Below are 13,823 nucleotides of genomic sequence, written 5' to 3'. Positions count from 1 at the left end.
GTGTCTCCTGCGCCGGGGTCAGATCCCGCCGGCGGTGAGTTTTTCCGGGTCGAGCAGCGCTTCCAGTTGGTCGCGCGACAAGTCGGTATGCTCCAGCGCCACATCGATGATCGGGCGGCCCTGCTTGTAGGCGGTCTTGGCGATTTCGGCGGCCTTGAGATAGCCGATGATCGGGTTCAGCGCCGTGACCAGGATCGGGTTGCGCGCCAGCGCCTCCTTGAGCTTGCCTTCATTGACCTTGAACGTGGCGATGGCCTTGTCGGCCAGCAAGCGGCTGACGTTGGCCATCAGTTCGATGCTTTCCAGCAGGTTGCGGGCGATCACCGGCAGCATCACGTTCAGCTCGAAGTTGCCCGACTGTCCAGCGATGGCGATGGTCGCGTCATTGCCGATGACCTGCGCAGCCACCATGGCAGTGGCTTCCGGGATCACTGGGTTGACCTTGCCCGGCATGATCGAAGAGCCAGGCTGCAGGCCTTGCAGTTCAATCTCGCCAAGGCCGGCCAACGGGCCGGAGTTCATCCAGCGCAGGTCGTTGGCGATTTTCATCAGCGCCACCGCAGCAGTCTTGAGCTGGCCGGAAAGGGCTACGGCGGTGTCCTGCGAGCCGATCAGGGCAAACAGGTTCTGCCCAGGGGTGAACTCGACCTGGGTCAGGGCACTGAGCTGGCGCGCGAAGCCGGCAGCGAACTGTGGGTGGGCGTTGATGCCCGTCCCCACCGCCGTGCCACCCTGGGCCAGCGCCTGCAGGCTCGGCAGGGTCGCCTCGATGTGCGCCTGCGCACCTTTGATTTGTGCTGCCCAGCCGTCGAGCACCTGGCTCATGCGCACGGGCATGGCGTCCATCAGGTGGGTACGGCCGGTTTTGACGAATGGGTGTACCTGCTGCGATTTGGCCTCGATCACCTGTACCAGGTGACGCAACGCTGGCAGCAGTTGCTCGTGCAGCGCCAGGGCGGCACTGACATGGATGGTGGTCGGGATGATGTCGTTGCTGCTCTGGCCGCAGTTCACATGGTCGTTGGCATTGACCGCATTACCCAGCACGCGGGTCGCCAGGGTGGCGATCACCTCGTTGGCGTTCATATTCGAACTGGTGCCGGAACCGGTCTGGAACACATCCACCGGGAAATGCTGGATGAAATCTTCCGCCAGCAGTTGTTCGACTGCCTTGACGATGGCCTGACCTTGCTCCGCGCTCACCTGCTCCAGCTCGATGTTGGCCTTGGCCGCTGCGGCCTTGGCCAGCAGCAATGCGCGAATGAACTGGGCCGGCATGCGCTGGCCGCTGACCGGGAAGTTGTCGACCGCGCGCTGGGTCTGGGCGCCATACAGGGCCTCGGCAGGCACCTGCAGCTCACCCATGCTGTCACGCTCGATACGGGTATTACTCATCGTCTAATCCTTGCATCAGTTCATCGGGAGAAATCGAAGGCAGCAGCACGCAATTGGCCAATTGCAGGGCGTAGGGCTGCCAGCGCTGGTTCTGTTCGCGGCGGTCGAGGTTGCGCAGGTCGAGCAAGGGTCGCCAGGCCTGGTCCAGGCACAGGCAGCGCCAATGCCAGGGCAGCATGCGGTCGCAAGCGGTATCCAGGAGCAGGCGAAAGGAGGTCAGGGCCACCGTCCATGGCAAGGTTTCGGTGCAGCACACCAGGTAGCGGCCTTCGGCCAGGTAGTGCTCGATCAGGCGCGGCTCATCGGGCTCGAGCGCGCAGCGAATGCGCCGGCTGAGCCAGCGCCAGTTTTCCAGGTAGGGCAACTCGTGGAGGACGGATTTCATGAACACCATCGCCAAGCAACCGGGTAATGATATTCATTATTAAGTGATAAATAGAATCACTTCAAGAGGGCATCGACCAAAGCAGGGAGTAAGCAGGTATAAAAAAACCCGGCGCGCAGGCCGGGTTTTGTAGATCAGGCGGCCACTCAGCTGCCGGCAACGGTCATCCGTTCGATCAGCACCGAGCCCGTGTGAATATTGCTGCGGGTCTCAAGATCGCTACCGATCGCCACGATTTGCTGGAACATGTCCTTCATGTTCCCGGCGATGGTCACTTCCTGGACCGCATGCTGGATCTCGCCGTTCTCGACCCAGAAGCCTGCAGCCCCACGCGAATAGTCGCCCGTGACCATGTTCAGGCCATGCCCCATCAACTCGGTCACCAGCAAGCCACGCCCCATCCGGCGGATCAGGGCCGCCTGGTCCTCGACGCCGTGGGTCACATACAGGTTGTGCACACCACCGGAGTTGGCCGTGCTGGGCAGGCCGAGCTTGCGCCCGGAATAGGTCCCCAGCAGGTACGACACCAGCTCACCCTTGTCGACGAACGGTTTGGCGTAGGTCGCCAGGCCGTCACCGTCGAACGCAGCACTGCCCAAGGCCCGGGGAATATGCGGGCGCTCATCGAGGGTCAGCCAGCTTGGGAAGAGCCGCTGCCCGATAGTGCCTTCAAGGAACGACGACTTGCGGTACAGGTTGCCGCCGGAAATGGCCGACAGGAAGCTGCCAAACAGGCCGCCGGCGAGCTCTGCCGAGAACAGCACCGGCACTTCGCACGTCGGCACCGGGCGCGCGCCGAGGCGGCTGGCCGCACGCTGGGCCGCACGCTGGCCGATGCTGCGCGGGTCGGCCAACAAATTGCCCTGGCGGTTTACGTCATACCAGTAGTCACGCTGCATCTGGCCATCACCCTCGGCGATCATCACGCAGCTCAGGCTGTGTCGGGTCGAGGCGTAGCTGCCGATGAAGCCGTGGCTGTTGCCATACACTCGGCACCCTTGGTGAGTGTTGAGCGTGGTGCCATCGGCATTGAGAATGCGTGAATCGGCGTCGAACGCCGCGGCCTCGCAAGCCAGGGCCATCTCGATCGCCTTCTCGGGTTCGATGTCCCAGTCGTGGTAAAGGTCCAGGTCCGGGATATCGCGGGCCATCAGGGCGGCGTCGGCCAAGCCGGAGCATTCGTCTTCGGACGTATGCTTGGCGATCGCCAGCGCGGCGGCTACGGTTTCGCGGATCGCCTCGGGGCCACTTGCCGAGGTACTGGCCGAGCCTTTGCGCTGGCCGACATAGAGGGTGATGCCAAAGCCCTGGTCACGGTTGAACTCGACCGTTTCGACCTCGCGCTGACGCACCGTGGTGGACAGGCCTTGCTCCAGCGAGACCGCCACTTCGCAGGCACTGGCGCCCTGGCGACGCGCTTCGGCGATGATCGCTTCGACCTGCTCCTGCAAGGCTGGCAGGTCTTTCGGACCTACGCTCTGGACTGCACTCATGGTTCTCTCCACTCAAATTCTGCGTTCGGCGAGGGTCATTCTACGACCGGGCCGGACAAGCGGCCCCCGACTGGTTATCATGGCGGCGATTTCTAGCGGACTGCCACCATGGTTGATTCAAACGACGACGCCTTCGACGGCGAAAAAAGCAAAACCCAGATCAAGCGCGAACTGCATGCACTGGTCGAACTCGGCGAGCGCCTCACTACGCTCAAGGCCGACACCCTGGCACGCCTGCCGTTGACCGACGAGCTGCGCAAGGCGCTGGCCGAGGCCAGCAAGCACACCGCTCACGGTGCCCGCAAACGCCACATGTCGTTTGTCGGCAAGCTGATGCGTGTGCAGGACCTGGATGCCATCCATGCCTTGCTCGAACAGATGGACAGCTCGACCCGCCAGTACAACGAGCGTTTCCACGGCCTGGAGCGCTGGCGCGACCGGTTGATCGACGGCAATGACGAAGACCTCGAACGCTTCGTCAACGAGTACCCCGATACCGATCGCCAGCAAATGCGCTCGCTGATCCGCCATGCCCAGCACGAGAAGGCGCGTAACAAACCGCCTGCCGCCGCGCGCAAGGTGTTCAAGTACATCCGCGACCTCGACGAGCTGCAGCGCGGATTGCGCTGATTGCCCAGGGGCTGCTGCGCAGCCCCCACACCTGTCACGCCCCGGTCCCGCCGACGGTAATCGCATCGAGTTTCAACGTCGGCTGCCCAACCCCTACCGGCACCGACTGCCCATCCTTGCCGCACGTGCCGACGCCACTGTCCAGCGCCAGGTCATTGCCGACCATCGACACCCGGCTCATCGCCTCCGGCCCGTTGCCAATCAGCGTTGCACCCTTGACCGGCGCGGTGATCTTGCCGTCTTCGATCAGGTAAGCCTCACTGGTGGAGAAGACGAACTTGCCGCTGGTGATATCCACCTGGCCACCGCCCAGGTTGGCGCAATAGATGCCCCTCTTCACCGAAGCGATGATTTCCTGCGGGTCGCTTTCGCCCGCGCGCATGTAGGTGTTGGTCATGCGCGGCATCGGCAGATGGGCGTAGGATTCGCGGCGGCCATTGCCGGTCACGGCCATGCCCATCAGGCGGGCGTTCAGTTTGTCCTGCATGTAGCCTTTGAGCACACCGTTCTCGATCAGCGTGGTGCACTCGGTCGGGGTGCCCTCGTCATCCACGCTCAACGAACCGCGGCGGCCTTCAAGGGTGCCGTCGTCGACGATGGTGCACAGTTTCGACGCCACCTGCTCACCGATCCGGCCGCTGAACGCCGAGCTGCCCTTGCGGTTGAAGTCGCCTTCCAGGCCATGGCCCACCGCTTCATGCAACAGTACGCCCGACCAGCCCGGCCCCAGCACCACGGGCAAGGTGCCCGCCGGGGCAGGAATCGCCTCCAGGTTCACCAGGGCCTGACGCAACGCCTCACGGGCATAACCCATGACCTTCTCTTCGGTGAAGAAGCGGTAGTCGGTACGCCCGCCGCCACCCTGGCCACCGCGCTCGCGGCGGCCATTGTGTTCGACGATGACGCTGACGTTGAAGCGCACCAGCGGGCGCACGTCGGCGGCCAGGCTGCCATCGGCCGCCGCGATGAGAATGCGCTCCCAGACCCCGGCCATGCTCACGCTGACCTGCTGGATACGCGGGTCCAGCGCGCGGGTGGCGGCATCGACACGCTTGAGCAGGTCGACCTTTTCGGCCCGACTGAGCACATCCAGGGGGTTGTCCGGCGCATACAGGGCCGTCACATCCTGGCTGCGGAAAGCCTGGACCGTACCATTCTGCCCGGCACGGGAGATCGAACGCGCGGCACGGGCCGCCGAGGTCAGTGCCTCCAGGTTGATGGCGTTGCTGTAGGCGAAGCCGGTCTTTTCACCGGACTGGGCACGCACGCCCACGCCTTGGTCGAGGTTGAAGCTGCCCTCTTTGACGATGCCGTCCTCCAGCGCCCAGGTTTCCGAGATCTGGCCCTGGAAATACAAGTCGGCGGCATCGATGCCCGGGCCGGCCAACTCACCCAGCACAGCCTGCAGGCTGTCCAGGGTCAACCCGCCTGGGGCCAGGAGCTGCTCGCTGACGGTGGATAACATCTGGCTCATAGTCACTCCGAGGTGTGCGCAGGCCGCAAGGCGTCCTGCGAGAAAAAGCGCCGGTGCGAAACCACCGGCATGCGCGCCCGAATGGACGCTTGTTCATCAGTGTCGCGCTCGGCGAGCAATACCGCTTCGCCCTGCGCCTGCTGCGCAACGATCCGCCCCCAAGGGTCGACGATCGCTGCATGCCCATGGGTTTCCCGTGGGCCTGGATGGGTGCCGCCCTGCGCTGCGGCCAACAGGTAGCATTGGGTCTCGATGGCACGCGCGCGAATCAGCACGTCCCAGTGCGCCGCGCCCGTCACCGCAGTGAAGGCGGCTGGCGCGGAGATCAGCTCGGCCCCGGCAGCGCGCAAGGCACTGTACAACTCGGGGAAGCGCAGGTCATAGCATACGCTCAGGCCCAAGCGCCCCACCGGGGTATCGGCCACCATCACCTGCGCGCCATGGGCATAGTCGTCGGACTCGCGGTAACGGCCGCGGTTGTCGGCGACGTCCACGTCGAACAGGTGCAACTTGTCGTAGCGTGCCGCCACTTCACCGTGTTCATCGATCAGCAGTGAGCAGGCATGGGCCTTGGCATCAGGCTGGCCGACCGGTGGCAACGGCAAGGTGCCGGCAACAATCCATAACTTGAGGTCGCGCGCGGTGCGTTTCAACCATGGCAGGATCGGCCCTTCGCCCAAGGCTTCGGCGCGGCCGATCGCTGCAGCATCCTTGCGCCCCATGGCGGCGAAGTTTTCTGGCAGCACGGCCAGGCGTGCGCCACCGAGCGCGGCCTGTTCAAGCAGGGCGCCGGCACGCTGCAGGTTGGCCAGCACGTCGTCCTGGCTGACCATCTGGATCACCGCTGCCTTCATGAAGACTCCTAGCGCGATTTCTCGAAAGGTTTCACAAATGTGATTCTAGGCTCTTTCCACGGCCCCTCGACGCGGTAATGCACGCTAGCAAAGCGTGATACCCGGTCGCCGATCAAGCGATCGACCAGGAACAGCGCGCCCCCCACCGCAGGTGCGCCGATGATCAGGGCGGCCAGCGGCAGGTTGTTGGTCACCGGCAGGCTCACCTGCAGGTTGGCATCCACCCGGTCACGGACCAGGTCGAGGGTACCGTCGAGCTCGAAGTTGCTCGACGGGCCAGTAACGGTAATCGGCTCGCGGGTCACGTAGACGCCATTGCTGGCCACCAGCAGGCCCTTGACCCGATCATAGGCCAGGCCTTTGTCGAACAGGTCGGAGAAGTCCAGGCGCAGGCGGCGGCCGATGGAGTTGAAATTGAGCAGGCCGAACACGCGCAGGGCCTGGGCACTGCCTTCAACTTCGACGAACTGGCCGGTGCGCAGGGCGGCATCCATGCTCCCGGAGAAGCGGTTCAAGCCCACCCAGGCAGGTGAGCCCGGCCAGCGGCCGTCGACATCCAGGCGGAAATCGCGGCTGGTCACGGTAGGGGCAAACCCCCACGCCTTGAGCACATCGGCCAGGTTCTTGCCGTCCAGGCGCCCTTTGTACCAGCTACTGCTGCTGCCCGGCGGGCCTTCCCAGCCACCGCCGCCATCGATGCGCAGGCCCTTGAAGTCAAGGTCGATATCGTCTGCCGATACGCCACGCGCGGTCGGGCGCAACTTGATCGATGCGCTGCCGTAGAGGTCGTCGCCACGGTAGAGCTTGTCGATGCTCAGGTCCAGGGCAGGCACCTTGCGCGGGTCGAATGATGCCAACGGGTCGGGCCCCTCCTCGGCCTGCGCCTGGGCCGGGTCCGCCGCTGGCAGGCGCAAGGTCTGCAGGCGCACCGACATGGGCGCGGCCTTGGCGTCGGGTACGCGCGCGTTGCCGATGACTTCCTTGCTGTCCAGGCGCAGGTCCCACGCCGGGCCACCACGGGCCAGACGCACCACCGCCTGATTCAGGTCCATGCCGAAGGCTTTGAGCTGGCCGATGCTCAGGTCGACGCTTTGCAGGCTCTGCCGGGCACTGCCGCCGGGGTCGTCACCGCCCAGGCTGGCCATCTGCGCTTGCCAGGGCGCCAGGTCCAGTGTTTCCAGGTGCCCGCGTACCCGCAGCCCCTGGCCGCTTGGCACTTGCGCCTGGCCTGTGCCCAGCAGCAGCTCACCGCGGCCCTGGGCCAGTTTGTCGCCGGGCGCGGCATAGGCAAAGCGTGCAAGGTCGGCATAGCTGGCGTCGAAGCGCCGCTCCTGGCCCTGCAGGTTCATGCTGAAGCGGCTGTCGCGGGTATCCGCCGCAGCCTTGCCGAAGGGGGCCGGCAAATCGATCGCCAACCCCTTGAGCGACGAGTTGACGTTCAGGCTGTTGTCCCGGCTACCCAGGTTGACCTGCAACTGATAGGGCAGGTCGCCCGAGGCAGGCAGCGCCTGGTTGAACTGCAGCCACTCGGTCAGCGCTTTCAGCGAAACCTGGCCGCTGGCGTTGATGCGGGTCTGCATCTGCCCTGGCTCGCCCTCGGCGACGATCTGCGCAGTCACCGGTTTGCCGAATGCCTGCAGGCTGATGTCCTTGCCGCTCAGGCCCTTGTCGAAGTCGAAACTGAAGTCGCCCTTCAGGCGGTTCAGCTCCAGGCTTGGCGGGGCCACCTTGAGGCGGGCATCAGCGGTGGCGAAGTCCACCTTGACCTTGGGCCGCTGCCCATGTGCCAGGGGGATATCGAGTTTGACCTTGCCCTTGAGCGGGCCCTCGCCTTCCCACCCGGCGAAGATCTCACCCGTGCCGATCGGGGCTTCCTTGAGAATTTTCAGGCCGTCACCCAGGCTGCCGTCAAAATCGCCATCCAGGTACAGATGGCTGTGCTGGTCGCCTTCGACGTGGGGGATGTCGACACTGACGTCACTGACTTTGGTATCGAGCAGCAGGCCATGGTGGGCCTTGATGCGCACACCACTGTCTTCGATCAGCACGTCACCATCGACCTGCTGCACTTGAGGCCAGCCGGGCTGGAAGTCCAGCGCCGCGTCACGCACCTTGAAGAACAGGCTGATACTGCGAGCCTCCGGGGCGGCGCCGTGGTTCAGCGATCCCTGGTACTGGAAGTAGCCCTCATCCACGGTGCCCTTGACGATCGCACTGCGCAGCCATTCGTCGAGGGCCGGGCTGAGCACTTCCGGCAAGTATTTGGCGGTGTATCGGCCATCGCCTTCGGTCAACCCGACGCGCAGGTCCATGTAGTCCTCGCGGCCCTCTTCGAACAGCAGGCGGATCAGGAAGTCACCGGCGATCTTGCCCTCCTCGCCCAGCACCTTGAGGTACGGCGCGACGAGGGTGAAGCCTTGCTTGTCGAGGGCCCAGGTCAGGCGGGCATTGGCCTGCTGGTAATGCCAAGGTTTGGCGAAGATCGGGTACAAGTGCAGCATGAAGGCCTCAGTGTCGAGCCGCAGCTCGCCATGGCCCAGGTCGCCGCTGATGCTGCCACTGACGTTGCCGGCCGCCGGGGCACCGTGGTAGGCGTTGAAACCGACCTGCTCCAGGTTGGCGGCAAATTGCAGCCGCTGGTCGCCCTCAGCCTTGGGCCGCGCCTCCAGGCGCAAGTTGCGCAGCGCGCCGGTGACCTTCAGGCCATCGACCACGGCCATGAGGTTATCCGGCAGCGGTGCCAAGGCATCGATCAATGGGGTCAGCGGAGTGAGGTCAAGGCGGTCGGCCTGCACTTCCCAGCGCTCGTCGGCGGGTGCCTGCCCAGGGCGCTGGCGTAACTGCAGATGGGTTTCCCAACGGGTCTTGCCGATGCTCATGGCCAGGGAATCGACACTCACATCGAAGCCTTGCGGGCTGCGTTGGAACCAAGCGGCCAGCGCCAGGTTGTCCAAGGTTGCGGCCTTGCGCCCGGCATACGCACCTTGCAGCGTTGGCGCATTGACACGGACCACCGCGTGTTGCAACTGGCCTTGGCGCCAGTCGACCCAGAACTCGCCCCCGGCGCGCAATGCGTCAGCCTGCCACTGGCCCAGCAGACGCGGCGGCAACCAGCGCGCCCAATCGCTCTGCGGCAGGCTCAGGTATGCCGCAACCTCAGCGTCTTGCCAGGCTTTGGCCGACGCGCGGCTGCGCAGGTTCAGCGCCAGGGGCTGGCCGTCCGGCAGGGTTGCGCGCACGTCGAGGGCCTGGCGCGAGGCACCGGCCTGCAGGCCGGCACTCACATACGTCAAGGTCAGGGGGTCGCGCTGCCAGGGCTGCAAGGTAACCTGGCTGTCGAATACATCGATACGCCCCAGTTGGCGCAAGCGCTGCAGCAACTCGGCGGGGTCGAGGGGGGCATCGTCTTTTTTCGGCAGCCCTTCAAGGTTCCAGGCGCCTTGCTCATCTTCGCGCAGGATCAGTTGCAAGCCGCCTAACTGAATACGCGCCAGGCGTACCTCGCGGGAGGTCAGGCTGGCCCACAAGTCCGGCACCAGCTTGACGTCGTCCAGGCGCAACGCGGTGGCGCCTTCGCCCAATTGCAGGTCGCGAACGCGCAGCACAGGCGCCAGCCCGCTCCAGCGCCCCTCAAGGGCACCGACATGCACTGGCAGGCCCAACGCCTGTTCGGCCTTGCTCTCGACATCGGCTCGGTACTCGGCCACCAACGGCACCAATTGCCGGCCGAGGCTGACATACAACGCCACCAGCACCGCCAGCAGCGCACACAAGCCCAGCCCCCAGCGAGTCAAGGCGACAAGAACGCGGTTCAGACGTCCCATGGCCATGGCCCTCCAGGTCGTTTATCCATGATGGCCCCAAGTACCGGTTTTGCCAGCCCGGCCATCCTGTGCTGCGTTTTGGTAAGCCTCAGAGCAGCACCACATCGTATTGTTCCTGCGAGTACATCGACTCGACCTGGAAGCGGATAGTTCTGCCGATGAAGGTTTCAAGCTCCGCCACGTTGCCCGACTCTTCGTCCAGCAGGCGGTCGACCACCTTCTGGTTGGCCAGTACGCGGTAGCCCTCGGCCTGGTAGGCACGGGCTTCGCGAAGGATCTCACGGAAGATCTCGTAACAAATGGTCTCGGGGGTTTTCAGCTTGCCACGGCCCTGACACGCCAGGCAGGGTTCGCAGAGCACCTGCTCAAGGCTCTCACGCGTGCGCTTGCGGGTCATCTGCACCAGGCCCAGCTCGGTGATGCCGATGATGTTGGTCTTGGCGTGATCACGCTCGAGCTGCTTTTCCAGGGTGCGCAGCACCTGGCGCTGATGCTCTTCATCTTCCATGTCGATGAAGTCGATGATGATGATGCCGCCGATGTTGCGCAGGCGCAGTTGCCGGGCAATGGCGGTAGCGGCTTCAAGGTTGGTCTTGAAGATAGTTTCTTCAAGGTTGCGATGGCCGACGAAGGCACCGGTGTTGACGTCGATGGTGGTCATTGCCTCAGCGGGGTCGACCACCAGATAGCCACCGGACTTGAGCGGCACCTTGCGCTCCAGGGCACGCTGAATCTCGTCTTCGACACCGTACAGGTCAAAGATCGGCCGCTCGCCAGGGTAATGCTCGAGCCGATCGGCAATCTCCGGCATCAATTCGCCGACGAACTGCGTGGTTTTCTGGAACGTTTCCCGCGAGTCGATGCGGATTTTCTCGATCTTCGGGTTGACCAGGTCGCGCAGGGTACGCAGGGCCAGGCCGAGGTCTTCGTAGATTACCGTGGGCGCGCCGCAGGTCTGGATCTGGCTGCCGATCTGTTCCCACAGGCGGCGCAGGTAGCGAATGTCCTGCAGGATCTCTTCGGCGCGGGCGCCTTCGGCGGCAGTGCGCAGGATGAAGCCGCCGGCGTCCTTGATGTTCTCGCTGTCCATGCAACTGCTGACCACCTGCTTGAGGCGATCACGCTCGGCTTCGTCTTCGATCTTGAGGGAAATACCGACATGGCTGCTGCGCGGCATGTACACCAGGTAGCGCGAAGGGATCGACAACTGCGTGGTCAGGCGGGCGCCCTTGGTGCCGATCGGGTCCTTGGTCACCTGTACCACCAGCGCCTGGCCTTCATGCACCAGCGCGGTGATGTTTTCTACCGCCGAGCCTTCGCGCTGGGAAATTTCCGAGGCATGGATGAAGGCAGCCCGCTCCAGGCCGATGTCGACGAACGCCGCCTGCATGCCGGGCAGCACGCGTACCACTTTGCCCTTGTAGATATTGCCGACGATGCCGCGGCGCTGGGTGCGCTCGACGTGCACTTCCTGCAGCACCCCGTTTTCCACCACCGCCACACGTGACTCCATCGGGGTGATGTTGATCAGGATCTCTTCACTCATGGCAGGCTCTCGTCAAAGGTCTTGGATAATGATGGATCGCGCAGGCAGCGCTGGCTACTGCGGCTTTGTTACCTCTGGAGAAAGCGCAGGCAGTTGCCAGCAGGCGATGCCGAACCCGGCGAGCAGATCGGCGGTCTCGCTCAGCGGCAAACCCACCACCGCAGAGTAACTGCCTGCAAGGCCGGTGACGAACACTGCGCCCAGCCCCTGGATGGCATAACCGCCGGCTTTGTCGGCAGGCTCACCGCTGGCCCAGTAGCGCGCTGCTTCATCGGCGCTGATGGCACGAAAGCGCACACTGCTGGTGACGCACAGGCTCAGGGTGCGCGCCCCATCGCTCAGGGCGACAGCGGTCAATACCTGATGTTCGCGGCCAGACAAGTCGGCCAGCATGGCCAGGGCATGTTCACGGTTTTCAGGTTTGCCGAGAATACGGCCATCGAGGACCACTGCGGTGTCTGCGCCCAGCACCACCGCCGGGCCCTTCAGGCTGGCAAGGCCAGCTTCGGCCTTGGCCCGGGCGAGGCGCTCGACATAGGCCTGGGCACCTTCATTGGCCAGCGGGGTTTCATCGATGGGGGCGCTTACTGTAGTGAACGGTACGCCGATCTGAGTCAGCAGTTCACGACGACGGGGCGAGCCAGAGGCCAGGTAAAACGGGTTCATGTAGACATCTCCCTGTCAGTCGCGGCAACGCCGTCAATTTATGTGCAAGCGTCGGCGCAGGTCGCGCAGGGCAAAGCTGATCCATGGCCAGAGCAAGGCGCTGATGACCGCCGACCACACCAGCGCCAGGGTCGGCAGGCGGTTGCCGGTCAGCGCGCTGAGCCATAGCTGTATCAGCTGGGCGATGCCGAAGATCACCAGGATCACCAGGCTCTGCTGCCACATGGGGAACATGCGCAAGCGCTGCTGCAGCGACAGCACCAGGAAGGTGATCAGGGTCAGGATCAGCGCGTTCTGCCCAAGCAACGTGCCATACAGCACATCCTCGGCCAGGCCCAGCACGAAGGCCGTGGTCATCCCGACCTTGCTCGGCACGGCAAGGGTCCAGAACGATACCAGCAGCGCCAGCCACATGGGCCGGAACACTTCCATGAACTGAGGCATGGGCGAGACGCTGAGCAGCAAGCCAATGGCGAATGTCAGCCAGATGACCCAGCCGTTGTTGCGGCGTGATGCAGCCATCATTGCCTCCGGGGTTGAGCGGGCGCTGCCGCTGGCACGGCGGGTGCCGCAGGCGCTACAGGCGCAGCAGCGGGCTGCGTGGCAGGGGCTGCCGGTGTTGCGGGCGCGACGGGCGCGGTTGCGGTACCGGCAGGTGCGGCCTGCTCGCCATTGGCGCCAGGCTGAACACCCACCGCGGTGCCCTTGCGGTCGGCCTCTTCCTGCGCAATCGCCGCGTCGGTGGCGCGCTGTTCCGGGGTACGCCGGTCACTGAACACCAGCAGCATGTAGCGGCTGCGGTTGAGTGCGGCGGTAGGGATGGCGCGGACAATGGCAAACGGCTGGCCGGAGTCGTGAATCACTTCGTTGACCGTGGCCACCGGGTAGCCGGCCGGGAAGCGCTGGCCCATACCGGAGCTGACCAACAGGTCGCCTTCCTTGATGTCGGCGGTATCGGCCACATGGCGCAGCTCCAGCCGCTCCGGGTTGCCGGTACCGCTGGCGATGGCGCGCAGGCCATTGCGGTTGACCTGCACCGGAATGCTATGGGTGGTATCGGTCAGCAACAGCACCCGCGAGGTGTAAGGCATCAATTCGACCACCTGGCCCATCAGGCCGCGGGCATCGAGCACCGGCTGGCCGAGGAACACACCATCGCGCTCACCCTTGTTGATCAGGATGCGGTGGGTGAACGGGTTGGGGTCGACGCCGATCAGTTCGGCCACTTCGACCTTTTCGTTGACCAGGGCCGAAGAGTTGAGCAACTCACGCAAGCGCACGTTCTGCTCGGTCAGGGCCGCCAGCTTCTGCAGGCGCCCCTGCAACAGCAGGGCCTCGGTCTTGAGCTTTTCGTTTTCCGCGATCAGTTCGGTACGGCTGCCGAACTGGCCCGCCACGCCTTGCCACAAGCGCTGCGGCAAATCGGTGATCCAGTACGATTCCATCAACACCATGCCCATCTGGCTGCGCACAGGCTTGAGCACGGCAAAGCGCGCATCGACCACCATCAACGCGATCGACAGCACCACCAATACGAGTAGACGAACGCCCAGCGA

11 protein-coding genes are annotated in these 13,823 nt (G+C 64.4%); 1 reads left to right on the top strand and 10 read right to left on the bottom strand.

The window, feature by feature from the left end:
* Positions 1-18: 18 nt before the first annotated feature.
* The 3 genes from LJX93_RS04615 to pmbA form a co-directional block, all read right to left on the bottom strand.
* Complete coding sequence (locus LJX93_RS04615; protein WP_033701110.1) at positions 19-1,395, bottom strand: class II fumarate hydratase; 1,377 nt, start codon at positions 1,393-1,395, stop codon at positions 19-21.
* Positions 1,388-1,789 (bottom strand): hypothetical protein, encoded by a 402-nt coding sequence (locus LJX93_RS04610; protein ID WP_033701111.1) that lies wholly within the window; start codon positions 1,787-1,789, stop codon positions 1,388-1,390. The genes LJX93_RS04615 and LJX93_RS04610 overlap by 8 nt, the downstream gene beginning before the upstream one ends.
* Before the next feature lie 137 nt (positions 1,790-1,926).
* Positions 1,927-3,273 (bottom strand): metalloprotease PmbA, encoded by a 1,347-nt coding sequence (gene pmbA / locus LJX93_RS04605; RefSeq protein ID WP_033701112.1) that lies wholly within the window; start codon positions 3,271-3,273, stop codon positions 1,927-1,929.
* Positions 3,274-3,381: 108 nt separating this feature from the next.
* Between pmbA and yjgA the strand changes: the two genes are divergently transcribed.
* Positions 3,382-3,903, top strand: coding sequence for a ribosome biogenesis factor YjgA (gene yjgA, locus LJX93_RS04600; protein ID WP_033701114.1), 522 nt, complete (start codon positions 3,382-3,384; stop codon positions 3,901-3,903).
* Positions 3,904-3,937: 34 nt separating this feature from the next.
* Here yjgA and tldD read toward each other — a convergent pair whose 3' ends face one another.
* The 7 genes from tldD to mreC all read right to left on the bottom strand — a co-directional run bounded on the left by tldD (position 3,938) and on the right by mreC (position 13,820).
* Entirely contained in the window at positions 3,938-5,377 is a 1,440-nt protein-coding gene (tldD, locus tag LJX93_RS04595) for a metalloprotease TldD (protein ID WP_033701116.1), read from the bottom strand.
* 2 nt (positions 5,378-5,379) lie between these two features.
* Positions 5,380-6,231, bottom strand: a complete 852-nt coding sequence (locus tag LJX93_RS04590; RefSeq protein ID WP_227696792.1) for a carbon-nitrogen hydrolase family protein — start codon at positions 6,229-6,231, stop codon at positions 5,380-5,382.
* 8 nt (positions 6,232-6,239) lie between these two features.
* Complete coding sequence (locus LJX93_RS04585) at positions 6,240-10,061, bottom strand: YhdP family protein (protein ID WP_227696791.1); 3,822 nt, start codon at positions 10,059-10,061, stop codon at positions 6,240-6,242.
* Between the two features lie 82 nt (positions 10,062-10,143).
* Positions 10,144-11,601, bottom strand: coding sequence for a ribonuclease G (gene rng / locus LJX93_RS04580; RefSeq protein WP_033701120.1), 1,458 nt, complete (start codon positions 11,599-11,601; stop codon positions 10,144-10,146).
* A gap of 54 nt (positions 11,602-11,655) precedes the next feature.
* Positions 11,656-12,267 (bottom strand): Maf family protein, encoded by a 612-nt coding sequence (locus LJX93_RS04575; RefSeq protein ID WP_033701122.1) that lies wholly within the window; start codon positions 12,265-12,267, stop codon positions 11,656-11,658.
* Positions 12,268-12,300: 33 nt separating this feature from the next.
* Positions 12,301-12,789, bottom strand: a complete 489-nt coding sequence (gene mreD / locus LJX93_RS04570; protein ID WP_019473693.1) for a rod shape-determining protein MreD — start codon at positions 12,787-12,789, stop codon at positions 12,301-12,303.
* Positions 12,789-13,820: a rod shape-determining protein MreC gene (mreC, locus tag LJX93_RS04565; RefSeq protein ID WP_236643889.1), complete on the bottom strand. Its 1,032-nt coding sequence runs from the start codon at positions 13,818-13,820 to the stop codon at positions 12,789-12,791. The genes mreD and mreC overlap by 1 nt, the downstream gene beginning before the upstream one ends.
* Positions 13,821-13,823: the final 3 nt, after the last annotated feature.

The organism is Pseudomonas sp. HN2-3 (genome assembly GCF_020691745.1).
GTDB classification, from domain to species: Bacteria; Pseudomonadota; Gammaproteobacteria; order Pseudomonadales; family Pseudomonadaceae; genus Aquipseudomonas; species Aquipseudomonas capeferrum.
Note: the sequence above shows the minus strand (reverse complement) of the source record. Positions and strands in the feature narration are given on the sequence as shown.